Origin of the sequence: Sphingobium sp. SA916 (genome assembly GCF_002894065.1) — a bacterium.
In the GTDB taxonomy this organism is placed as follows: Bacteria; Pseudomonadota; Alphaproteobacteria; order Sphingomonadales; family Sphingomonadaceae; genus Sphingobium; species Sphingobium fuliginis.
The window spans coordinates 17,385-39,951 of the sequence record NZ_LXYF01000036.1 but is presented as its reverse complement, the minus strand read 5'-3'; the positions used below and the strand labels follow the sequence as shown (position 1 = coordinate 39,951).

General features: G+C 58.4%; 18 protein-coding genes and 2 pseudogenes. 13 read left to right on the top strand and 7 right to left on the bottom strand.

Annotated elements, in window-relative coordinates:
- Window positions 1-3 precede the first annotated feature (3 nt).
- The 6 genes and pseudogenes from A8G00_RS10990 to A8G00_RS10970 all read right to left on the bottom strand — a co-directional run bounded on the left by A8G00_RS10990 (window position 4) and on the right by A8G00_RS10970 (window position 7,429).
- Window positions 4-738 (bottom strand): methyltransferase domain-containing protein, encoded by a 735-nt coding sequence (locus A8G00_RS10990; protein WP_103000687.1) that lies wholly within the window; start codon window positions 736-738, stop codon window positions 4-6.
- 55 nt (window positions 739-793) lie between these two features.
- Window positions 794-3,775, bottom strand: a complete 2,982-nt coding sequence (locus A8G00_RS10985) for a glycosyltransferase (RefSeq protein WP_172451837.1) — start codon at window positions 3,773-3,775, stop codon at window positions 794-796.
- A 607-nt stretch (window positions 3,776-4,382) separates the two neighbouring features.
- Window positions 4,383-5,326, bottom strand: a pseudogene (locus tag A8G00_RS10980) (IS1380 family transposase); the annotation flags it as partial.
- Between the two features lie 57 nt (window positions 5,327-5,383).
- Window positions 5,384-5,545: a hypothetical protein gene (locus A8G00_RS25145; RefSeq protein WP_172451836.1), complete on the bottom strand. Its 162-nt coding sequence runs from the start codon at window positions 5,543-5,545 to the stop codon at window positions 5,384-5,386.
- A gap of 40 nt (window positions 5,546-5,585) precedes the next feature.
- Window positions 5,586-6,623, bottom strand: a complete 1,038-nt coding sequence (locus tag A8G00_RS10975) for a site-specific integrase (protein WP_103000685.1) — start codon at window positions 6,621-6,623, stop codon at window positions 5,586-5,588.
- Window positions 6,624-7,207: 584 nt separating this feature from the next.
- Entirely contained in the window at window positions 7,208-7,429 is a 222-nt protein-coding gene (locus tag A8G00_RS10970; RefSeq protein WP_103000684.1) for an AlpA family transcriptional regulator, read from the bottom strand.
- Between the two features lie 844 nt (window positions 7,430-8,273).
- On the opposite strand from A8G00_RS10970, the gene A8G00_RS10965 reads away from it, so the two are divergent.
- From A8G00_RS10965 to A8G00_RS10930, 8 genes and pseudogenes are all read left to right on the top strand, one after another.
- Window positions 8,274-10,082 (top strand): ParB/RepB/Spo0J family partition protein, encoded by a 1,809-nt coding sequence (locus A8G00_RS10965; protein WP_103000683.1) that lies wholly within the window; start codon window positions 8,274-8,276, stop codon window positions 10,080-10,082.
- Between the two features lie 463 nt (window positions 10,083-10,545).
- Window positions 10,546-11,238: an ArdC family protein gene (locus tag A8G00_RS10960; protein ID WP_103000682.1), complete on the top strand. Its 693-nt coding sequence runs from the start codon at window positions 10,546-10,548 to the stop codon at window positions 11,236-11,238.
- A complete protein-coding gene (locus A8G00_RS10955) occupies window positions 11,235-12,230 on the top strand; it encodes a tyrosine-type recombinase/integrase (RefSeq protein ID WP_253257967.1) in 996 nt (331 codons plus the stop codon). Before A8G00_RS10960 ends, A8G00_RS10955 begins: the two co-directional genes overlap by 4 nt.
- Window positions 12,227-13,153, top strand: coding sequence for a tyrosine-type recombinase/integrase (locus A8G00_RS10950; RefSeq protein ID WP_103000681.1), 927 nt, complete (start codon window positions 12,227-12,229; stop codon window positions 13,151-13,153). Before A8G00_RS10955 ends, A8G00_RS10950 begins: the two co-directional genes overlap by 4 nt.
- Entirely contained in the window at window positions 13,150-14,142 is a 993-nt protein-coding gene (locus A8G00_RS10945) for a tyrosine-type recombinase/integrase (RefSeq protein WP_103000680.1), read from the top strand. The genes A8G00_RS10950 and A8G00_RS10945 overlap by 4 nt, the downstream gene beginning before the upstream one ends.
- Window positions 14,143-14,252: 110 nt before the next feature.
- Window positions 14,253-14,555 (top strand): annotated as a pseudogene (locus A8G00_RS10940) (zincin-like metallopeptidase domain-containing protein); the annotation flags it as partial.
- The gene (locus A8G00_RS25140) at window positions 14,552-14,770 is read left to right on the top strand and encodes a sigma factor-like helix-turn-helix DNA-binding protein (RefSeq protein ID WP_172451835.1); all 219 of its coding nucleotides are present in this window, start codon (window positions 14,552-14,554) and stop codon (window positions 14,768-14,770) included. The pseudogene A8G00_RS10940 and the gene A8G00_RS25140, both read left to right, overlap by 4 nt.
- 83 nt (window positions 14,771-14,853) lie before the next feature.
- The gene (locus tag A8G00_RS10930; RefSeq protein ID WP_103000677.1) at window positions 14,854-15,768 is read left to right on the top strand and encodes a HEPN domain-containing protein; all 915 of its coding nucleotides are present in this window, start codon (window positions 14,854-14,856) and stop codon (window positions 15,766-15,768) included.
- On the opposite strand, the gene A8G00_RS10925 is transcribed toward A8G00_RS10930, so the two are convergent.
- Window positions 15,765-16,160 carry a polyketide cyclase gene (locus tag A8G00_RS10925; protein ID WP_103000676.1) on the bottom strand — a complete coding sequence of 132 codons (396 nt, stop codon included), beginning with the start codon at window positions 16,158-16,160 and terminating at the stop codon, window positions 15,765-15,767. The two genes, A8G00_RS10930 and A8G00_RS10925, sit on opposite strands and share 4 nt — an antisense overlap.
- Window positions 16,161-16,647: 487 nt before the next feature.
- Here A8G00_RS10925 and A8G00_RS10920 point away from each other — a divergent pair, with 487 nt between their 5' ends.
- The 5 genes from A8G00_RS10920 (at window position 16,648) to A8G00_RS10900 (ending at window position 22,506) form a co-directional block, all read left to right on the top strand.
- Window positions 16,648-16,995, top strand: coding sequence for a CopG family transcriptional regulator (locus A8G00_RS10920; RefSeq protein WP_103000675.1), 348 nt, complete (start codon window positions 16,648-16,650; stop codon window positions 16,993-16,995).
- Window positions 16,992-18,914, top strand: coding sequence for a type IV secretion system DNA-binding domain-containing protein (locus tag A8G00_RS10915; protein ID WP_103000674.1), 1,923 nt, complete (start codon window positions 16,992-16,994; stop codon window positions 18,912-18,914). The genes A8G00_RS10920 and A8G00_RS10915 overlap by 4 nt, the downstream gene beginning before the upstream one ends.
- A gap of 152 nt (window positions 18,915-19,066) precedes the next feature.
- Window positions 19,067-19,198, top strand: coding sequence for a helix-turn-helix domain-containing protein (locus A8G00_RS10910; RefSeq protein WP_367379449.1), 132 nt, complete (start codon window positions 19,067-19,069; stop codon window positions 19,196-19,198).
- Window positions 19,199-19,687: 489 nt separating this feature from the next.
- Complete coding sequence (locus A8G00_RS10905) at window positions 19,688-21,034, top strand: hypothetical protein (RefSeq protein WP_103000672.1); 1,347 nt, start codon at window positions 19,688-19,690, stop codon at window positions 21,032-21,034.
- Complete coding sequence (locus tag A8G00_RS10900) at window positions 21,031-22,506, top strand: hypothetical protein (protein ID WP_172451834.1); 1,476 nt, start codon at window positions 21,031-21,033, stop codon at window positions 22,504-22,506. Before A8G00_RS10905 ends, A8G00_RS10900 begins: the two co-directional genes overlap by 4 nt.
- Window positions 22,507-22,567 lie beyond the last annotated feature (61 nt).

Sequence of the window (22,567 nt, the reverse complement as noted above, 5' to 3'; positions counted from 1 at the left end):
GCTTTATAATTCGCCTTCGTCCGAGAACGGGGGATTGCCCTGGTTATTTGACTTCATCCCTTGATAATCTAGGCGATACTGGTTGTAGTATCGCCTTAATTGTGGGGAGGGCTGCTCACTGATCCTGGAGAGCATACCGGTCTCCGTTTCTGAAACATTGGCTTTACGAATAACAATTTCGATTGCTGCTTCTCCGACAGGAGTCATCGTCTGATCATATCGTGGTAAATTATATCTATAACTAGCGGTAATTAACTCGATCTTTTCGACACGAGCCGAAGAGCCGATTTGCTTTACCATGTCGATCACGTTGATCGATTTTCTGCTCCAACTCGTTTCTTTCCAAATGGTAAACGTCCACTTATGATCGCTATTGAACGTGCTTGGAAACTCGCCCTGTTCGAAGAGATCTTCATCCGGTACCAGAATGACAATAAAGCCGCCTGGTTTTACAATCCGAACCCAATTGCGCAGGCCCTCGATTGGTTGATGAAGATGCTCAAGGCAATGGCTGCTCGTGACAAAATCAAGTGAGTTGTCGGCGACGCCTGCCATGAATTGAGCATCACCGTCTTCAAGATCCCAGATCTTTACTCCTGTCATGAGCGGAAACATTTCGCCATAGAGGGAAAGTGGATCTGGTCTACCACCAATGTCTATGCCGTTACCAACAAAATAGCGGCGTATGAAGTTACTGTCGTGAAGGCGGCGAGGAATGGATTTGGAGAGTTCCCGCATTCTTTTTTCCTGAAAGTTCTATGGATATGACGAGAGAGCGGCGCCGGGGGCTTCGTTAAGCCGTAGCCGCGCTAGAGCGTTTTCGTGCAATGATGGGCGGCAGCGCTCCGTCTGAGAGCACGTTCAAAACTGCTATCCGGTCAACCAACCGTTGAGCCACGGCAATGCTTGAATGCTGGGTCTCGATCAGCTTTTTGCCTGCTTGAGCTCGCTGGCGCGCCTCTGTCTGGTTATCGAAGACATGTCGCATAAGATGGGTCGCGTGAGTAACATCTGGCTCCGCCCAGCGGGATCCTTGCGATTCCACATATGCTCCGTCCGGGACAGGCGTCAAACGATAGTCAACAAGATAAGCAGTATCCTCAGACATGAAGTCCATATTTCCGCCATAGCCCGTTCCTATGACGATACGGCCAAATGCCATCGCTTCTGCCATGCCGCGCCCGAATCCTTCGCTTCTATGCAGCGAAATGAAACAATCAGCATATTCGATCAGCCCTGCCATTTCGGCTTGTGGGAGTGTTTTGTGAATCGTAATGATACGCGGGTCGTTCGCCAAGGATTCATCGAGCCGTCTGGCGGCAGTTGGGTGAAATTGCGCGCCAATCGTCTTGATAATTAGCGTGACGTTCGCTCCCTGACGCAATGGAAAGGCGTCGCGAAAAGCTTGAATTACACCTAAAGGATTTTTTCTCGTCTGAAAGGAACTGAAGTCAAAGAAGAATAAAAACACAAAGGAATTTTCCCTAATTCCGTAATTATTCAAATCAGGAAAATGCGTTGCGGGTGCTTCGACACGCAACGGCATGTGAATGACAGGTTTGTCGGTTGCTTGGCGGAGCGTTCCTTGGATAAACTTTGACGGAGCCCAGATTTCGTCTACGAGATCAATTGCTTCGCGCCAAGCCTCTGGAAAGCGTTCAAGTTCCCACGCCCAATATCCGATGTTGTACTGACCTCTCGTAAGTGACTGCCCCAAAATTCTCTTTGCCGCGATCGTTTGGTCGGCATTAATGTGCAGGAGGTTGATTTTCCCAGATGGGACAGGTGTGGTAAAGTTTTCCATTTCCGTATTGCCAAGTCCGCAGTTTAGACCCACGTTGAAGTCGACAATCTCAAATGGAACGTCGAGCAAGGATAGAGCGTGGGCTGTGTTGCGGACGTGTTCTCCCATACCCATTTCTGCTTTTGGATAACCGAAGAGTGTAACTACATCGCGAAGCTTCGGTAGAGAGATCAATTCGGCTGCAGGGCCAGCTAGCGCGGAACTGCTATTGTCAGTACAGGTAAAAACGGAATAGTCAGCGGCATTTATCAAGCCGTAGTTGATAGCCCTCTGCCAAAATTCTGAGTTTGTATGAGCATGGAGAGCTTTCGGTTCACTTCCCTCTGCGTCGGAGACGAACGCTTGTGGCCATTCCGAACCGTGTTGCGTTATCGCGACCAACAGGTCGGAGATGTCAATATGATTGCCATATTCCGAATGGAAATAGTTTGTTGCCCAATCAAGGAGTGATTTACGGCCGTTTAACTCGCGCAGATCAAAAGTGGCGATGAGATCTGAGCGGCTTTTATAAGTGGCATATAGAATTGCAGGTATTGGGACCACGTCATGGAGTAAATCGATCCCAGACAGATAATCGCCTTCGATATTAGAAAGAAAATTGTAAGAAAGTCTCTGGATTGTATGAAGATTATACCTATGTTCTTCGTCAGAATTTTCCGCCATTTTGACGTCTTGTATTATTTTCTCGATGACGTTTCGAGCAAAGGCTGGAACGGAATTTCCGCCAATTCCTGAGAAGATTCCCAATATTTGACGGTGGCGCTTTATAATATTTTTAGCTTCGCTGGCCTCCAAGGGCATTTCGTCAAGGCCATGGTTTTTAAGCCATTCAAGAAATCCCGCGATATCTCTGGGATTGCTCAGGTCGGGAAACGCATTTGCGACATCAGGTCGAATGGCGTGAAGTACAATGAAGAAGTCGGGTAGCATATAAAAAGCGTTTGGCGTTATTGCGGGCGCAAGATCATATGAATTGAAATCCGTGAGAGCCGGGTTGCGGCTCGATCGTCCGACCGAAACAAGGAGTTTCGTCAATTCACGTGCATATGCCCTGTTGTCATTTTGTCGCTCGAAAATACGGATTCCAGGAAGGGTTTGCGACTTGATTGAGTAGTCAAAAAATCCGTTCGACATCATATGATAACGGTACGCAGAAAATGCATCGCGTGTCGTCGCATTTAAGTTTTGAGCAGTTAATCGGTTTTGGTGTCGTGAAACACTGTTCCAATTTTGCATATCTACGCCACTGAAATGAAGAAGGCGTGCGACGTGCTTTCCTGCCATGAGTGTGCCGTCGTCTCTCTTCCAGAGTGGGCGGTGCATTAAATTCCAGTAGCCGACATTATAGCCCTCATGACGGAGGATCGCCACGCCATCATAGAGGGAAGGAACTGCATCGCACCATTTTTGATCGACAAAAATACCGTTCTCGAGATCGACACGGCAATCTGCTATGAGTTTGCGGCACCACCAGCCAATGAATTTGCGTCCTTCATCCGTTCGAGCAACCCCGCAGAAGCCCAGATTATAGATGCCTGCTTTGGCCATATCGAAGTCGTTGGGGTGTAATTCATCCTCGATCGGAGCCAGCGTATGTGGCGTAAGAATGATATTCGCCCCTTGATCAAATAGATCAAAGCATTCTTGCATGCGCGAAACCGCAACTAAATCCGGATCTAAATAAAAAGCACGATCTGCCTGCAACTTCTCAAAAATGTAGGCAAAAACAAATGGTTTTACGGCTGTATTAAGTTCAAGTATCGTGTACTTCAGGCACATCTCTTCAAATTGTGGAATATTTATTTTGGATATTGGGATTATTGCCGTATTATGCAGTGTTTTTGGTGGAGAATCACTCATTTCATCGCAAAGGAATACGGTGAACTGAAAATCGCTGTGAGTTTTTTCCAAGGACTGTTTTAATACAGCGATCTGAGGTAAATAATTAAAGGATGCGATAGTAAACATCATTGTTTGGGACATGAACTACGTTTCCTTTTGGCTTTTAAACGTTTTTTGCAGACCGGTGCGGCGTAATATTTTCTTATTTCGAAACGATCAAATCTAGAAGGAATCCATAGAAGGGTATGTTAATGTCAGCAAGGTCAAACTCGGTATGGGATGCAGGCCTTCTCTTGCTTCTGACTTCGATCAGGGCTCATTGACCAGAACCATAAGAAGACGGCCGACGCGAGCGAGCTGGACACCTCGAAGAACCGCCATTTCAGCAGTGGCCTGCAACAGGAGGGGTGAGCAGGCCTTCTGCGGCTGGTAACCGGTAAGACCGTATGTTCGTGCGGCGAAGTTGGCCCGCTCCGGAGTAAGCAGGAAACGGAGGTTACGCCGGACGGAACGGCGCCTTTCCCCATGCTCAGCCCGTTTTATTCGCGACGCTAGTTTTTTCGCGATCCTTGATCGCGAGGGCGGACTTCGACGCGATGAGGACGAGCGATCGGGGTGCGTCTTTTTCACCGCGGTGGTTCGATAGGTTTGCGAGATTGAAGGACTGGGTTCACCGGTACAGCGGCACGGCCGCAGCGGCTATGTTGCGGCCGGTTTGAAAGACGGCCCGGAACGCGCTGGCTTCGATCCGAGCGACGACGCGGCGCATACACTTCCAGCTTTTCGCCCCTAGCAGATCTCGGCATAGCTGCGCAGAATAACGCGGTCTTGCTCGGCGCGCTTGACGGCGCAGGCATCAGCGGCAGCGACAATGTCCGTATTGGCGCGCAGGGCGGCATTAGTGGCAAGGCCAAAGACATAATCGATGCCATCCGCCTCGCAGAAGGCCATGACTTCGGGCCGCCCATAATGCCCGTCGCCCGGGATGGTGATGTGCGTTTCGGGCTAATGGCGGCGGATATGCCGCACAAGACGCCGGATGTGCCCCGCAGCCTCCGCGCCCGATAGCGTCTTGCCGGTGCGCAGCAGCATGGCGACCGTATCGTAGACATGGATCGGCAGGAAACAGCGCTCACCATGATGACCATTCCAGAAGGATAGTTGCTGATAGCCATGCACGACATCACATGTGTCGTCGATGTCTAGCGTCACCGCCGCGGACACCTCAGCATAGCTGGCGCAGTAGAGGCCAACCAGCGCTCCCATCATGCGCGCCAGTTCGCGCGTGGTTGGCGCATTCTCCCATCTGCTCATGGTCGGTTGGCTCGCCAGGCCCGCGCCCGAACCGGGCAGCTTGCCCAGCGCCAGGCGAAAGCCGGGGTTGTCGCGCAGAGCGTCGAGATCATCGGCGTCCTCATAGCCGCAGGCGATCGCCAGAACCCGCGCCCGCAGGATGTCATCGAGCTTGTGGATAACACGGGAGGATCGCGCGGATCAGCGATGCAAGCGGCGAGCTGCCTGCAGATCCCCATTCGCGCTCGGCTTGAGCCAGCAGAAGAAAGCCGCCGTCCGAGGTCAACCGGCCGCCATCAAAGGCGCCCGTGAGTTTCTTGCCTCCTACCGCTGAAACGGAATCAGAGGCGCGCTATCGTCGCCCTCAGCGGGTGTGGCCTGTGGTATTTTTTGCCTCGTTGCGGCTTAGTCTAGATACCCGATTTCCTACAACAAGCCAATGGCTTACGCTACTCCCGCCAACCCCGCAAACACAGCCTCATGAATACGATTGGCTAAATCGTTCCAGTTTTGAGATAAATTTGGTTTCGCGAAAACTCCAACATCGTTCCAGCTATCCGGTTCGGCTGGTTCGCGCGGTGAACTGGGTTCCTGATCGATGAACATGGGTGACATGATCGGCGGTTTGTCCTCCTCGCCGGATACTTCAGAGTAGCTTGTTGATGGACTCACGCATGTGATCGACGCTGACGCTGGAGTAGCGCTGGACCATGCGCAGCGATTTCCAGCCGCCCATGTTCATGATGGTGATGAGGTCGATCCCGGCCATGACGCAGTGCGATGCCCAGTGGTGGCGCCAGTCATGGACGGTGAAATCCTCTATCTCGGCACGCCTGCAAGCGGTGGCGTGCTGGTTCCTGATCGGGTTGCCGCCGGGGATCTTCGCCTTGCGTGTGTCGGAATAGGGCTTGCCGAACCGGTTGAGGAACACATGCCCCGTTGTCGGCTGACCTTGCTTCTCCCAGATCGGGCGTAGGACGTCCATGACACGTGGATGCATCGGTACGGATCGGATGATCGCATTCTTGGTGTGATTGAGTCGGATCGAGCCCTCCTTCATATCGACGCCGTTCACGCCCCAGGGCAACTGCAACGCGGTCTGGATGCGTGGGCCATGGAAGGCGAGCAGCGTGATGATCGGCTGGATGTGTGGCGAATATGCCGCGATCAGCCGGTCGCGGTCTTCCTTGCTGAGGAAGCGCACCCTTTCATTGTTGAACGGGATCGCCTTGATCCGCAGGGGCGGGAGGTCGTGCAGATCGTGATGGACATTGATGGCCGCCTGGAACACTGAGCGATAGCGATCCTGGCCCGCCGGATCGTGCCCGGTCAGATAGGCGCGGCGAAAATGCTCCCATGCCTGTTTGGGCTCGCGGAGGTTGAAGTCTCCGATCAGGCCATTGAGCTTGCCGATGCGCAGGACATCGGACGGGCAGGGGGGCTTCGCCTTGGTCAGGTAGCTGTCGAAGGCCTGGGCTATGGTTCCCTGCGCGATGAGAGCGGCCGGACCGAACATCAGCCGGTGCCGTAGCTTCGTCTCATATTCCGCCATCAGGTGCGATGCAGCATCGCGGTCACTCGTTCCTGTACTGAATTCCTTGACCGTGATCCGCTTGCGGCCGAGCGCGATTGTTCCCTTGATATAGTAAATCCCGTTTTTGCCACGGGTACGGAAGGAGAGCATGTGATCTTCTCCAAGAGCAGTTGATATTGAGCCTCTGTGGCGCGCAACTTCCCGCATGCATGGAGGTAAGGCACGCCGTATTTGTCAAAGGTACGCCGCATCCATTTTGCCGGATGGGTACTCGTCATGCCGAGCCGCGATAGAATGTCATATGGTGTGAGAAGAGCGACGGCGGGACCGCGAGCGACTGCACGACGCACCATTTCCTCGCCCTCGGTGCCGGAGGTCGGGCCGCCTTTAGTCCCGACAGGCAGGCCTGCGGACTGCCCGTCACCGCTGCTTCGCTTGCGCTCCGTAGCTCGCCTCGTTCCAGCGGTGTACCCCTGATGAAGGACCGCCGCATCGGTTGAGCCAACCGCTGGGTAGAAAGCGTCATTTTTAGCCATGTCGATGCAAGCTTGGTGATATTGGGTAACTTGGCGACAGCTTGCATGAGCAACGCGGTTTAGAAGATTGCGGGACAGCGTCTCCCAGCATCAGTATCATGGCCGATCTCAACTCTCGCTCTCCGAGCTTGGATTGTCCGTGCTCGTCAGGATTTTTGATCGCCAGCGGCATGTTTTTGCTACGATTGCGCACCGGGATCATGACTGCCTCTGGCATGCGTCATCAAGCGACCAGAACATCGGGTTTTTGAGCCAGTCATTGACGGCGGATTCCCGCCATCCCGTGCTGCGGTTCGCGACGTGGATCTGTTGCGGAAAAGTGCCGCGCGCCACTTTCCTGTAGAGCGTCGCCCGGCTGAGACCGGTGCGGTCCAGCACGGCACTGATAGGAAGAATGCGATCAGGCTGCTGTGAGCTCATGGCAGATTCCTGTAGCTTGGACGGGGTTTTTGTGCGCTTGGGCTCCAGGATTGTGGGGTGTCTCGTATGAGGTCAAGTGTTTGAGACGACACCCCTTTTCGGCAATGTGGCCATGGACAGCCATGGGCGTCCATGCCTCGCCACGACGTGGGTGAAATAATTTTTTCCTCATCAGTCCAAGCCCGCTGCGGCTTGGCTGATGAGACTTTCTACGATGGCAGGTGAAGGGAGCGAAAGTCGGGCGGTCCAGAGCGGCCGGGTGATTCGGAGTTCAGATGGCGCGCGGTCGCCAAGCTGCCGTCGCGGCATTGGTGGGCGGTATGCCGCCGCGATAAAGCGGGTATGCAGACATCGCTTGACCACCACCGACATCCTCAGCAAGAGTTCCCCGCATTACCGCTTGAAGGCGGCGATGGCCCGCCTATCCCCCGGCATATGATGTTCTCATGGCCTTCTTCAGGAAGTCGGATAAGCCGTAAGTTATTTTGCTTTGGATGATTTAAGGACGCCTCCCTTCGGGTCGCGCTCTATTCCGCTTCGCTCCACCGAGCCGGCTTCGCCTGTCTCGGCCCTGCCGGGTTTCGATCGCTCACGCGCGATCCGGGCGGATCGCAGGCGGACATCGCTTGGGCAGCGATGGCGTTGGCCGGTCCCGGCCAGGCGGTGTGGGCGGTCGCTTCCCTCTAGGCCCGTCGCGGCGGGCGGCAAGCCGGCCTTTGGCGCGGCTCCTTCACTTGCGTTCCGGTCCTTTGGATGCAGCCCGCCGCTTTGCCGGGCCTGCCGGTGCGCTCTTGCCGCCCACTCCGCCGTCCGGGGCCGGGTATGTGCAAGAGGAGTAAAAGTCATGGAACTCAAGCATATCGACATTGCCTGCCTCTCGGTCTCGCCTGCGAACATGCGGGGCGTGAGGAAAACGCCGGATCTGACCAACATCCTGCCGTCCGTTCGGGCGCGGGGCGTGCTGGTGCCGCTGATCGTGCGGCAGAACGGCAGTCCTACTACCTATGAGATTGTCGCGGGCAAGCGGCGCTATCATGCCGCGCTGATCGTGGCGCAGGAGGAAGGAAGCGTCGATCCGCTGCCCTGTGCGATTATGGAGGCGGGCGATGACGCGGCGGCGCTGGAAGCCTCGCTGATCGAGAATATCGCCCGGCTCGATCCCGATGAGGTGACGCGCTGGGAGACGTTCACGCGGCTGGTGAAGGAAGGCCGGTCGCCGGAGGATATATCGCTGACCTTCGGCCTTACCGCCTTGCAGGTGAAACGAACGCTGGCGTTGGGCAATCTGTTACCCCGCATCCGCAATCTCTATCGCAGCGACACGATCGATGCCGTGACCGTGCGGCATCTGACCTTGGCGTCGAAGGCGCGGCAGCGTGAATGGCTGGCGCTGCTGGACGATGAGGATGCCCGGCCGCCCATGGGCCATCATGTAAAGGCGTGGCTGTTGGGCGGCAATGCTATCGCTACCGACAAGGCGCTGTTCGATCCGGCTGATTATAAAGGTGGGATCGTGGCTGATCTGTTCGGCGATCACAGCTATTTTGCCGACGCCGACCTCTTCTGGCAGATGCAGGAGGCGGCCATTGCCGAGCGCGTCGAGGGTTATCGCGATGCTGGATGGCCGGACATTGCCGTCATGGCGCGGGGTGAGGCTTTTCATGCGTGGGAGCATGAGCGATGCTCCAAGGCCAAGGGCGGGCGCATCTATGTGAGCATCGGCCATGGCGGCGACGTCAGTTTCCATGAGGGCTATGTGACCCTCAAAGAGGCGCGCAGGCTGGAACAGGGCGGGAGCGTGGAGAAGGCGGTTCGGCCCGAACTGTCCGCGCCGCTGGCAAGCTATATCGACCTGCATCGTCATGCCGCCGTGCGGGCCAAGGTCGCGGCAGCGCCCGCCATCGCCCTGCGGCTGATGGTAGCCCACGCCATTGCCGGTTCTTCGTTGTGGCGGGTCGACGTTGCCTCTCAGCGCGGGGCGAGCGATGCAATCAGCGAGAGCGTCGAGAATTGTGCGTCGGAAACTGACTTCGACAGGGAGCGGCGGTTTGCGCTGGACCTGCTCGGCCTCGATCCCGACATGCCGACCGTTACCGGCCACACCTATGATCGGGAGCTGATCCCGCTCTATTCGCGCTTGCTCGAACTTGATGACGCCATGGTGCTGGGCATCCTCGCCATCGTCATGGGCGAGACGCTGGAAGTGGGATCGGCGCTGGTCGAACTTCTGGGCGTTCAGCTCGGTGTCGACATGGCGTCCTGCTGGCAGGCGGATGACGTTCTGCTCGACCTGATCCGCGACCGGGAGGTGATGGGCCATGTCCTTGCCGATGTGGCGGGCAAGGAAGTCGCATCGGGCAATGCCGGGGCGACCGCGAAGGTGCGGCGGCAGATGGTCCGGGACTGCCTTGCCGGGGCCAATGGTCGGGAGAAGCGGGATGGATGGGTGCCGCGCTGGATGGCTTTCCCGCCCTCGACCTATACCGACCGGGGCGGGGTCGGCAGCGCCGAGCGGTGGGCGGCGGTGGCACCGCTGCTGGAGGCGAAGGATGAGCCGGAGCCGAAACAGGAACAGACTGGATCGGAAGCGTCAGAGGTTGATGAAGAGCGCGGAGGCGTGGCCGAGGACGAACCCGTCCAGCAAGCGGCATGATCGAGTCGATGGCAGGCGGCGGTTATCCGTCGCCTGCCTTCTTGCGGAACGTGTCCGTCAATACCCCTTTCGGGGGTGGTTTCTGACATCTGGCGTCATCGCTGGGTGCGAGGTCGGCTGGGCCAGCGGCGCGCTTCGTGGCCTGCGTCGCCCATGATCCCGATGTTTGGCTGAATGGATGCGGAGCGCTGCGGTAGGCAGCGCGAAGTTTCTGGCTGCGGTCATCGCGTGGGGTGCGATGGCGTCCGTTTGAGTCTTGTCGGCCTCCGGCGCGGCGGGGGTGGGCGTCGCTGCCCGATAGTCCCACCGCGGCGAGCCGCAAGTCGGGGCTTCGCCCCAACTCCTCCTCTGCGTTGCGGCCCTTGCGGGTGCGGCCCGCCTCTGACGGTGGGCCTTCCGGTCCGCTCCTGCCGCCCACCCCCGCCGTTCCGGCGGCCGGTGCGATGCGGGAAGGAGAAAGGAAATGGGGTATCAGGATAAGGGACAGACCGGCGCTACTCTTTATAGCGAGGTGACAGACCGGATTGTCGCGCAGATCGAGGAAGGCACCTTGCCATGGGTGCGGCCATGGGATGATGGCAGGGCAGCATTGGGCTTGCCGCGCAACGCAGGAACCGACAGGCGCTATTCGGGGATCAATGTGCTGATCCTGTGGAGCCGATTGTTCGAGGAGGGTTATGGATCACAGCGCTGGCTGACCTATGCCCAAGCGCAGGCGATGGGCGGTAATGTCCGCAAGGGGGAGCGCGGCACGACCGTCTGTTACGCGGATCGCTTCACCCCCAAGGAGGGCGACAACGTCCCGACCGGCCCGGACGGCGAGCCGCGACAGATTGCTTTCCTGAAGCGCTTCACCGTCTTCAACATCGACCAATGCGATGGATTGGGCGAGCGGGCTATGGCCGCCGTCACGACATGGAATGAGGCGCTGACCCTTCCCGTTGCGCAGGTGCTGATCGAGGCGACGGGGGCTGACATTCGCATCGGCGGCGGGGAAGCCTATTATGCCCCGCAGGATGACACTATCCGCGTGCCCCGGCCCGAACATTTCCATGAGCCGATCAACTGGTATCGCACGGCGCTCCATGAACTGGCGCATAATGCCGCGACCCGGATTATGCCGCGCCGCGTGAAATTGGCGCGGTTGTCAGCATGATCGCGCGCGCCCTGTTCGGCATAACCATCGTGGCTCCACCAACATGGAGCATCACGATCATGACCGACATACTGACCGAGGCGGGGACCGCGCGAGCGGCGCTGCTCGCCAACTTCAACGACTATCTCGTCAAGCAGCGCGGGCTGAGCGCACGAACGATCTATCACACACTGCGGTTCGCCAACCGGTTCCTCGATTATCGCTTCGGTGACGGAGCGATCTGTCTCGCGGACCTTCGCCCCGCCGATGTCATCGGCTTCATCGAGCATGTTCTGGCGGCAGCACGCCGCGACAAGACGGTTGCGACGCATGTTCGCACGTTCCTCCAATATCTGTTCGGGTGTGGGGCGACGGCCACCAATCTGGCGCTGAGCCTTCCCAAGACGGCCAAGCGCTGGGATGCACGACTTCCCCGGCATCTCTCGCCGGAAGGGGTTGAAGCGGTGCTCGCTTCGGCGCGCAGCAATCCGCGATATGGCTCGCGCGACTATGCGATGCTGTTGATGATGGCGCGGCTCGGCCTGCGCGCGGTCGAGGTCGTCGCGATCCAGCTCGACGACATCGATTGGCGCGCTGGCGAACTGACAGTGCGCGGCAAAGGCCAGTTGCACGACCGGATGCCGATTACGCCGGAGGTTGGCGACGCATTGAGCACGTATCTGCGCGAGGAACGTGGCCCAGCGACCTGCCGCACCCTGTTCGTCACGCAGCGCGCACCGTATCGGCCGTTCAAGGACGGGCAGATCGTCAACGCGATCCTCAAGGACGCGTTGAAGGCGACCGGACAGAAGCCGGTGACGCCCTATGTGGGATCGCACCTGCTGCGTCATAGCCTTGCAACCCAGCTGGTGAACGCCGGTGCGTCGCTCGACGAGGTCGGTGACGTGCTGCGGCACCGCTCGCGCTCGTCGACCATGATATATGCCCGGCTCGACATCGACGGGCTGCGGTCCGTTGCGATGCCCTGGCCGGTGGCGGGAGGCGCGCAATGAGCCTCACACCACACCTCGACCGCTATCTGGGCGTTCGCCGCAACCTCGGTTACGACCTGCGCACGAGCGAGCGCATCTTGCGCCGCTTCACGGGCCATGCCGACGCCGAGGGCGCCACATACATCGACACGGCGCTGTTCCTGCGCTGGCACGCGACGCTGGCGGAGGCGAACGGCTCGACCCGTGCCACGAGGCTCCGCGCCGTGCGCCTGTTCGCCCAATGGCTCAGCGGGTTCGATCCGGCGCATGAGGTGCCGCCGCAGGGGTTGCTGCCGGACTCTTCGAACCGGCCTCGTCCGCACATCTACACCAGCGCCGAGATCGCGGCGATCGTTGCAGCGGCCCGCGAACTGCCATCGGTCTATGGCCTTCGCGGCTTGACCTGCTCGACGCTGTTCGGACTGATCGCGGTCACGGGCCTGCGGATCAGCGAGGCGCTGGCGCTCGACCGGGATGATCTTGGTCAGGGCGTGTTGCGGGTCCGTCGTGGAAAGCTTGGCCGCGAGCGGCTGCTGCCACTCGATCCGGGCGTGGTGGCCAAGCTCGCCGCCTATCTTGCCGAGCGGGATAGGCTGATCGGCCACCCCGTGAAACCGTTGTTCGTCACCGACAAGGCGACGAGGCTCACCGACTGCACTGCCCGCTACAACTTCGCGCAGACGTGCCAGCGGATCGGGTTGCGATCCCGGCAACGGCATCAGCGACATGGCCGGGGACCGCGCATCCACGATCTGCGCCACACCTTCGCGGTGCGCACGATGATCGACTGGTACCGGACCGGCAAAGACCCGGCGCGCGAGATGATCCGGCTGACGACCTATCTGGGCCATACCGATCCCTCCAACACATACTGGTATCTGGAAGCGGTGCCGGAACTGCTCGATCTGGCGATGGCGCGTGCCACCGCTGGGGAGGTGGCATGATGAGCGTCGCCTTGCCCGCGCTGATCCAGCGCTTCTTCACCGACCGGCTGTGCACGCAACTGGAGGCGAGCCGCCACACGGTCGCGGGCTACCGCGACACGTTCCGGCTGCTGCTCCGATATGCGAGTGCCCAGCTTGGCAAGCCGCCGGTCAAGCTGACGGTGGACGACATCGACGCCGATCTGGTCGCCGACTTCCTCGTGCATACCGAGACGGCGCGTGGCAACAGCGCGCGCAGCCGCAATACTCGGCTCGCCGCCATCCGGTCGTTCTTCCGCTTCGTCGCGATGACTGACCCGGCCTGGCTGCTGCACTGCCAGCGCGTGCTGGCCATGCCCAACAAGCGCTACGTGAAGCGCACGGTAACGTTCCTCGATGCCGATGAGATGGCGGCGTTGCTGGCAGCACCGGATCGCTCGACGTGGGCGGGACGGCGCGACCACGCACTGCTCCTGCTCGCGGGCCAGACCGGCCTGCGGGCATCCGAACTGGTCGGCCTCACGCGGGGCGACGTGGTGCTCGGCTCCGGCGCGCACATCCGCTGCTTGGGCAAGGGCCGGAAGGAACGCGCCACTCCACTTCGCCGTGACACGGCCAAGCTGCTGGCGACGTGGATCGGCACCGACAAGGATGAAGGCAGGCCGCTGTTCCCGTCGATCCGGGGCGAACGACTGAGCCGCGATGCGTTGGAGCATCTGGTCCGCAAGCACTGCCTGACGGCTGCGCGGATATGCCCGAGCATCGGCGCAAAGCGGGTTACGCCACATACGCTGCGCCACAGCAACGCGATGGACCTGCTGCATCACGGCGTTGATCCAGCGGTGATCGCGCTCTGGCTTGGTCACGAGAACGTCGAGACCACCCAGATCTACATCCACGCCGACATGCGGATGAAGGAAAAGGCGCTCGCCCGCGTGGCTGCTCCGCCCACGCCGTCAGGCCGGTTCCGGCCCGACGACCAACTCCTCGCGTTCTTGGAAGGGCTCTGATTATGCCGAACCGTCGCACGGCCGAAGGCCGGAAAACCATCCTCAACCAGAGGCCGTGCGGCATAATCCGGGTCGCGGCATTATGGCCCTTATGCCGATATCGGCATAAGGGGCATTGGACCGGGCATCGTTCGCGGCTGGACCGTCTCCCCGATACCGGCTTTGGCAGTCCCGCCTATGCGCGGGAGGAGCTGATAGCCGAAATGGCCAGCGCCTTTCTCTGCGCCGAATTGGGCATCCTGCCGACCGTCCGTCATGCCGATTATCTGGGCACATGGCTTTCGGTCCTGCGCGAGGACAGCAAGGCGATCTTCCGTGCCGCCAGTCAGGCCAGCAAGGCCGCCGACTATCTGCTGGCCTTCCGGCATGGGGAAGAACAAGGGACGGAAGAACAAGGGGAGGAAGCGGCATGACCCATGACCCCCATGCCGCCGAGCGGCAGCGCTACCGCGCCGCGCTGGCAGGGCTTCCCGCCATCCCCCGGATCGTCTTCCTGCTGCATAGCCTTGATTGCCTGAACTATGAGCAGATCGCCTTCCGCATCGGGGAGGATGTGGGCGCGGTGGAGCGGCACTTCGCCACCGCGCTCAAGCATCTGGTGCGGGAGATAGACGGGCCTTTCCCATGAACCGCCATTTTGGCGACAGTCTCCCGGCCGCGCCCGTTCATCTTCATTTGGTGGACGGGCGCTCTTTGGCTAGGAGGGGGACGATGCGCACCGACCTCGACCATCTGCCAGCCTCCAAGCAGCGCGAACTGGAGCGCGTGGTGCAGATCATCTTCGAGGAATTCGGGGACGCCAACAACCTCGCCACCGGCAAGCGCAAGGCGGGCCGCATCCACAAGATCATCCTCTACGGCAGCTATGCGCGGGGCGGATGGGTCGACGAGCCGCACACCGCCAAGGGCTACAAATCCGACTATGACCTGCTCATCATCGTCAACCAGAAGGAGCTGACCGACCGCGTCCAATATTGGGAGAAGACCGACGAGCGCTTGATGCGCGAACTGGCCATCACCCAGACGCTCAAGACCCCGGTCAATTTCATCGTCCACACCTTGCAGGAGGTGAATGACGGGCTTGCCCATGGGCGCTATTTCTTCATGGACATCGCCCGCGAGGGGATCGCGCTCTATCAGGCCGACGATAGCGAACTGCACAAGCCGATGCCGAAAACGCCAGCGCAAGCGCTGGCTATGGCGAAGGAATATTTTGAGGAGTGGTTTCCAACCGCGAACCACTTTCACGGTTCAGCCATGCATTCTATTGAGCAGGGCTGGTTGAAGAAAGCGGCGTTCGATCTTCATCAGGCCGCAGAACGGCTCTATCACGGCGTCCTTCTGGTTTGCACTTTTTATACCCCACGCAATCACAATCTGGGCTTCCTGCGAACCCAGGCCGAGCGCCTCGATTTCCGGCTCTTCAACGTCTGGCCTCGCGACACGCGGGCCGAGCGGGCGATGTTCGAGAAGCTGAAAGACGCCTATGTGAAGGCGCGCTACTCGAAGCATTACACCATCAGCGAGGAAGAGCTGACCTGGCTCGGAACCCAGGTCGAGGAGTTGGGCCGCGTCGTCCAAATCGTCTGTAGCGAGAAGATCGCCGCTCTTGAGGCCGCCCTCTAGCCGGTGACGAAATTCTTGAGCGCCCGCAGATCGCGGGTGATCCATTTGGCATCCCGCGCGAACATCTCATCATCCATGCCGGGCTGACGAAACAGCGCCAGCATCACCTCCGCCCCGTCGCCATTCTGGATGACGCGGAGGGGAACATGGATTTCCTTGCCGTCCCCTGTATCGACGAAATGATCCATCACCCCATAATCATTATGGGGCGTGAACCGGATGGTGACCGGCCCCTCCGGACCATCGGCAAGCCATTTGTCACCTTCCTGCCGCAGGTCGGATTCGGCAAGGCCTGATGCCCATTTGGGGAAGACCTCCGGTCGCCAGATCGCTTCATAAAGAGCCTGCCAGTCGCGGTTGATGGAGATGCTGTAGGTGCGCGCGGGCAGCATGGCGCCGGTCCTTTTTCTGATTCGAATATCGTTGGCGGGTAGCGCCGTTCGGCGGCGCTGTCACCGATCGGTCGGAAGTGTCGCCCATCGGGAAATCAATGTGGACGCAGCGGCGGGGCGCTGCGAAGTGTCCGACGCACGGCCAAGGCCGAGTGTAATGCACCCTACGCACGGGTGCTGCGCAGATTTATCTATACTTTTCAGAGGGATATTGCCGAATAGGCTTATTCGGGGAAACGAAAAATCCGAATAACCTTATTCGATCCGTGGCTGGCCGATCAGCATAGTCCATTGGTTCGAAACGAAAAAGTCCGGCAAATAAGGCTATTGGCCGGGGCAAATGGCGGGCTGTTCCCAGCGACCTGAGAAGAGTGCGGGCCGGTCAATCCGAAGATGCGCACTTCAGTGCGCACCCTCTGTTCATGCGGATCGGCGCGCTGCTATCTCGATCCAACCGTGGCGGCGGTCCCTGAACAAAGGAACTGACATGCCCGTGATCACCATACAACTCGACGGAGAGCTGCATCGCCGCCTCAAGCGCCGTGCTGCTACCGCCAATCTCTCCATCTCCGCCCTCGTCCGGCCCCTGATCGAGGATGTCGCTGTCGGTCGCGGCGGCTACATCTTCACCGGCCAGGATGAACTGATGGGCATCGCGATCCAGACCTACGCCCTGGTCGCGGAACTGGTAGCCGACCAGTCGCCGCAATTGCTCGCCCGGGGGACGGCCAACGCCCGCCTGCTAATGCGGGACCGGGGGCTACTCGATCCATCCGAGGACCCGCTGGCTGATGTCGCGCACGGCGGTTCTTATCGTGGGGAGGATGGACAATGAGCATCTTCCGGAACGACACATTGGGCTCCATGACGCGCGGCGGTCAGGCCATTGTTCACAATCTGCGGATGACGATGCAGGTCATCCGTCAGACCGGCATTGCCTGCCTCATCGTCTGGGTCATGCTCACCGGCTGGGCGCTTCTGGAGTGGGTGCCGGCCTATACGCAATATCTGCTGAAGCGGATCGGCGAGGCTTGGTTTCAGGTCTATGTGGTGGGCAGTCCATCGAGCGCGATCCAGTTCATGACGCCGGCCGGCTTTCGCTACTGGACCCGGGCCGATGCGATCCTCCAGTCGAACGCCGCCCGAAAGGCGCTGGCCGAGGGACAGGAATATCTTCTCTTCTACGGCAGCGGCGCGGCGCTCATCGCGTTCGGTATCATGCTGTCCGTCTGGTATTATTTCACCAAATCCGGGCGGCATATCGGCTCCAATCAGTTCCTGCGCGGGGCGAGCTTCGCCAAGGCGCGAGAGTTGCGGCGGCGCTTGCGGCGACTACCCAAGGGCTGCCTCAAGGTCGGTGGCATTCAGATTCCGGCCGCCTACGAGCCGGAGCATCTGCTGCTGAGCGGTGCCCCCGGAACGGGGAAGACCAACATCCTCCACGTCATGCTCGAGGGCATCCGCAAGGAGGGCAAGCGTGCGATCGTCTATGACACGGCGGGCAGCTTCGTCGAACGCTTCTACCGTCCGGGCAAGGACATCATCCTCAATCCCTTCGATAGTCGATCGTCTCAGTGGGCGCCCTGGATGGATGCCCCTATCGACTATCATTACGATCAGATCGCGGAATCGGTCGTGCCTGACAGCGGCAAGGATCCTTTCTGGGCGAAGTCGGCACGGGGCACGCTGGTTGCGGTCATGCGCGGCTTGAAGGAGCAGAACCGGATGCTGATTTCGGTGATGCTCGACGTCATTACCCGTTCGGGTCTCAAGAGCCTGGCCGAATTCGTGGAAGGGTCTGACGGCGCGGCGTTCATATCGCAGGAAGGGGAGAGGACATCGGCTGGTATCCAGGCCGAACTCGCCTCCGTGCTGCGCGGGTTCCGCTATCTTGACGACACGAGAGCTGGTCTCTCCATCCGCCGGTGGGTGACCAATGAGGATGACGACGGCTGGCTGTTCATCACCGTCAAGGCCGACCAGCTGCCGACCCTCCGCCCGCTTATCACCATGTGGCTCGACATCGCCATCAATGCGATCATGAGCATGACACCCGATCAGCAGCGACGGCTCTACTGCGTCATCGACGAACTGCCTTCGCTGCAACGCTTGCCGTCGCTTTCGGATTTCCTGGCCCGTGCCCGCAAATATGGTGGCTGCGGTATCCTGGGATTTCAGTCCTATCCCCAGCTTGAGGCGACCTATGGTCGGCAGGAGGCGGCGGCCCTCACTGGCTATTGCTCCACCTGGGTCGCGCTGCGAGCCAATGACGAGCCCACCGCGCGGCATATTTCCAGCAATCTGGGGCAGGTCGAGCAGGTCGAAGCCAATGAGGGCATGTCCTACGGCGTCAACGACATGCGCGACGGGGTCAGCCTCTCGCGGACGCAGGTTACGCGGCCGCTGGTGCTTCCCACCGAGATCGTGAACCTTCCCAATCTGACCGGCTATCTGCGGTTCGGGCGGGATCTTCCGGTGATCCGGTTCACTGACCGCTATCATCCCGCAAAGGCGGATCAGCCCGCCTATGTCGATCGCACCGAACCGGCGGTTCGGCTTGATCCGATAGCGTCAGAAACCATCGATCCAACCGCTGCCAGCGCTCCAGACGATGCCGACAGTCCCGATGCGACCAACGGCCGCCATCGTCCCACGGACATACGTCTCATCGGGCAAAGAAGCGGCGCAGACGGCGGGGCCATCTGGCAGCAGAGTCGACCCAACGGTCCATTCCGGCCCGCCGACCCCGCTTGATCTTCACCCTATCTTCTCACCGAAAGGAATTTCTCATGCGCCGTGTCACACGGAATTTTGTCGAGCCCAGATCATTGCCTTTAGAGGAGCCTCAAGCTCCAGAGGATCATATGATCGCGCCGATCAGCGTCCGCATCGGGACCGCAGTTAGGATGACCGGGATCGGGCGGTCAAAGCTCTATGAGCTGATCCAGCAAGGGGCGATCGATGTGGTCAAGATCGGTTCGGCCACGCTCATTCCGGTCGCCAGTCTGCATCGGTTGCTGGAGCGAAATCGGAGGTGAGAATGAGACGGTCGGAACATTCTACTCACTCGGCTTTGGAGTATCGCTCATCGATACCATCAATGTCCTGCGGGTTGGAAACGTTTGATACCGCCCGTTAGGCATTGATTAACAATAGAGCCCTTGCTCCCCGTGCCATAGCCGCCGGACGTCAGCCGGACCTGCCCGTCTCAAAAATTGGACGTCTCTTCCATCGGAGAAAGGCTGGTGTTCCGGCCAATATTTATTTATGCCCTCGAAACGAATACGGTTCTGATCTTTAGTTAAAGGATGCTGTCGCGTCGAGCCATGACCGAATTGAAATCAAGCGATACTCATTGCGTTGCCGGCCGGCATTGGTTTCAAAGGCTGCATCATCGGGCTGGTCACACACATGAGGTGAGGCTTGCCGTTCGGCCATTTGGCAATTCGCATCTTTTAGCTGTGGTCCTCCTTCTGCTTGGAACTATACTCACGAGAGTAACATTCATAGGCGATCCGGCTGTTCATATGGACGAGGAGTTCTACCTGCTCGTCGCTGACCGCATCTGGCATGGAGCCCTGCCCTATGTTGACATATGGGACCGCAAGCCCATCGGGCTCTTCCTGATTTATGCGTTGTTGCGCCCGCTAAGTCCAACTGGGATAGTTGCCTATCAGATAGGAGCATTTTTCAGCGCATTCATGACGGCAATCGTCATTCGGCAAATTTGCTTACGCTTCTGCAATAATGGCTGCGCTATCCTCGGCGGGCTTCTGTATCTTCTTTTTTTGCCGCTGCTTGGAGGCATGGGGGGACAGGCCCCGGTGTTCTACAATCTGCCGATGGCGGTAGCCGCTTTGCTAATCCTGCAAGCACAAGGATCCGCCTCCAGTCGATCAGTTCATCGTTACGCATACATAGCAATGGCACTTTGCGGCATTGCCATACAGATCAAATATTCGGTGGTTTTCGAGGGAATGGTCTTCGGATTGTGGCTACTGCAGATCAAATGGCGTGATGGCGCTTCGATATTTGACCTGATCCGGTTCGGTTCGGTTCTTATTACGATTGCCCTCACCCCAACTGTCGCAGTCGCAGCCGCATATGTGCTAGGCGGGCATTTCTACGAATTCTTTGACGCCAACTTCCTTTCGATCATGAGAGTTGTCCCGCCGCAGCCTGCAAGGAGATTGGAATTCTTGGCAGGCACAGTTTATTCCATCCTGCCCTTGCTGCTCATGGCCATTGCAGCAACCCTGTTGCTCTTGCGACGTCCGTTTCAAGCCAAAAACCTTTTCCTTGTGACTTGGGGAGCGGCGGCAATCGGAGGATTTTTCGCTCTAGGGAATAATTACGCGCACTATGCACTCCCGGCCATCGCGCCACTGAGCATTCTGAGCGCAACTCTATTCCCGCGTATGGGCATCGGCTTAGTGGCCGGTGGCGTATGGTACATAATTTCGTTTGCAATGCCGGCTTGGGGCGTACCGACCATCCGCGAGCATCATATTAATTCCATGGTCACCGCTCTGCGCCCCTACGCAGCACACGGATGCATTTATGTGAACGATGGCCCGCCCATCCTTTATTTGTTAACGTCATCCTGCCTTCCTACGCCTTATATTTTCCCAGAGCATTTGAATAATGCCGGTGAAAGCAAGGCTATAGACGCGGCCCGCGAAATGAAACGCCTGCTGCGAACGCTCCCTTCGGCTATTATGGTAGCGGATAAGATTTTGGACCACCCGCGCAACCGGAACACGGCCGCCATGATCGATGCCGCCATCGCCGCACATTATCACGAGGTTGTCCGTCTGCCCGACGTGTTCGGAGGCCGGCAGCAAATCATATACGCAAGGAACGATTTTCAGTGAGCAACAGAACGCAAATCATCCTGCTGTTGCTCGTTGCATTTCTTGTGCGAATTTTTGCCGTTTGGCCTTTTTCAATACATCATCCCGATGAAATATTTCAATATTTAGAACCAGCTCACCGTCTGACATTCGGCTACGGCACGATACCTTGGGAATATCGATACGGGATGCGTAGCTGGCTTATTCCCTTGCTTGCCACGCCCCTGATGGCATTGGGTCATGTCATCGCGCCGTCGACGCTCCTGTACGCCAAACTACCGATCCTCCTATCAATTGCGTCCGGCCTTTCTATCACTTGGTCAGCCTGGACCATCGGTCGGCGCATGGGTCCTGTCCATGGTTGGATTGCTGGATTTGTGGCGGCGACCTGGTTTGAACAGATATTCTTCTCCCTCCATCTGCTGACCGAAACATTGGCCACCGGTTGCATATTGCCAGCGGCCGCCCTTTTGACATGCAGGGATGTGTCGTACCGGCAATGGCTGTGGGCTGGCTTTCTGCTTGGGTTGGCGTTCATACTCCGCTTCCAATATGCGCCCGCAATTATGCTTTTGCTTCTCATAAGCAGTGTTTCCAACATCCGTCGTTGTTGGCTTCCCATTCTTATCGGCGGCCTCGCCGCGCTGATCCTTGCAACGGTGGTAGATTTGGCGATGGGCCAGATCCCTTTCAGTTGGATCGTTGAAAATTTCAGGCAAAATCTGATCTTGAACCGCTCGGCCAATTATGGTGTTGACAGCCAGATCGCGTACCTCGCTTTGATTTGGCAATATTGGGGTTGGGCAGCAGCCCCGCTATTCCTGCTTATCCTTCCAGCAATAGAGAAAAATAGAGCGATATTTTGGGTCGCCATTCTCAATCTTGCTGTTCACATGGTCATAGGACACAAGGAATATCGCTTCATATTCTTGACTGTCACGATCCTTATTATCCTGGCTGCCATAGGATCGGCCGAGTTGGTGGTACGATTTTCTGCTCGGTTCAACGTCAGGGCATCTTATGTGGTACCCGCGCTGCTACTCCTCTGGCTCGGCAGTTCAACGAGCCTGGCGGTGGCTGAACCGATGCAATCGCGCTGGACTGCCTTTGGCCCCGGCATGCAACTAGTCAGGAAATATGGCGCCGCTCCGGGAAGCTGCGGTCTCGCACTGCATCATCTGCGGTTCTGGCAAACTGGCGGGTACAGTTATCTCCATCGGGACATCCCGACCTATCTCACCGGATGGAGCAACGCTGATCAAATGAACCGTCAGGATTTCCTGAACGCGGCTGCAGGATTCAATGGAATTATAGCACCCCAAGGCTCGATAAGCGCCAGTACCGGTTATCATCGCGTGGAATGCGCGGGATTCGAAGCCGACGCAAACGCGGCCAACGCTCGCGTGTGCCTATATGTCCGACCGGGCGGCTGCAATCAGCATGCAGCGGAACATTGGTCAGTCCAGAATGTCCTGCTCAGACACGATCAGTAACCTCGGCAATCTATACTTTTTCTTTCGTTAATCAGTTCGATATAATGGCAGTGAAGCGACC

What these genes read in the sequence shown, in the direction of transcription:
- A8G00_RS10990 (WP_103000687.1), bottom strand. Translation starts at nt 738, where the DNA reads ATGCGGGAACTCTCCAAATCCATTCCTCGCCGCCTTCACGACAGTAAC.
- A8G00_RS10985 (WP_172451837.1), bottom strand. Translation starts at nt 3,775, where the DNA reads ATGATGTTTACTATCGCATCCTTTAATTATTTACCTCAGATCGCTGTA.
- A8G00_RS25145 (WP_172451836.1), bottom strand. Translation starts at nt 5,545, where the DNA reads ATGTTCATCGATCAGGAACCCAGTTCACCGCGCGAACCAGCCGAACCG.
- A8G00_RS10975 (WP_103000685.1), bottom strand. Translation starts at nt 6,623, where the DNA reads ATGCTCTCCTTCCGTACCCGTGGCAAAAACGGGATTTACTATATCAAG.
- A8G00_RS10970 (WP_103000684.1), bottom strand. Translation starts at nt 7,429, where the DNA reads ATGAGCTCACAGCAGCCTGATCGCATTCTTCCTATCAGTGCCGTGCTG.
- A8G00_RS10965 (WP_103000683.1), top strand. Translation starts at nt 8,274, where the DNA reads ATGGAACTCAAGCATATCGACATTGCCTGCCTCTCGGTCTCGCCTGCG.
- A8G00_RS10960 (WP_103000682.1), top strand. Translation starts at nt 10,546, where the DNA reads ATGGGGTATCAGGATAAGGGACAGACCGGCGCTACTCTTTATAGCGAG.
- A8G00_RS10955 (WP_253257967.1), top strand. Translation starts at nt 11,235, where the DNA reads ATGATCGCGCGCGCCCTGTTCGGCATAACCATCGTGGCTCCACCAACA.
- A8G00_RS10950 (WP_103000681.1), top strand. Translation starts at nt 12,227, where the DNA reads ATGAGCCTCACACCACACCTCGACCGCTATCTGGGCGTTCGCCGCAAC.
- A8G00_RS10945 (WP_103000680.1), top strand. Translation starts at nt 13,150, where the DNA reads ATGATGAGCGTCGCCTTGCCCGCGCTGATCCAGCGCTTCTTCACCGAC.
- A8G00_RS25140 (WP_172451835.1), top strand. Translation starts at nt 14,552, where the DNA reads ATGACCCATGACCCCCATGCCGCCGAGCGGCAGCGCTACCGCGCCGCG.
- A8G00_RS10930 (WP_103000677.1), top strand. Translation starts at nt 14,854, where the DNA reads ATGCGCACCGACCTCGACCATCTGCCAGCCTCCAAGCAGCGCGAACTG.
- A8G00_RS10925 (WP_103000676.1), bottom strand. Translation starts at nt 16,160, where the DNA reads ATGCTGCCCGCGCGCACCTACAGCATCTCCATCAACCGCGACTGGCAG.
- A8G00_RS10920 (WP_103000675.1), top strand. Translation starts at nt 16,648, where the DNA reads ATGCCCGTGATCACCATACAACTCGACGGAGAGCTGCATCGCCGCCTC.
- A8G00_RS10915 (WP_103000674.1), top strand. Translation starts at nt 16,992, where the DNA reads ATGAGCATCTTCCGGAACGACACATTGGGCTCCATGACGCGCGGCGGT.
- A8G00_RS10910 (WP_367379449.1), top strand. Translation starts at nt 19,067, where the DNA reads ATGACCGGGATCGGGCGGTCAAAGCTCTATGAGCTGATCCAGCAAGGG.
- A8G00_RS10905 (WP_103000672.1), top strand. Translation starts at nt 19,688, where the DNA reads ATGGACGAGGAGTTCTACCTGCTCGTCGCTGACCGCATCTGGCATGGA.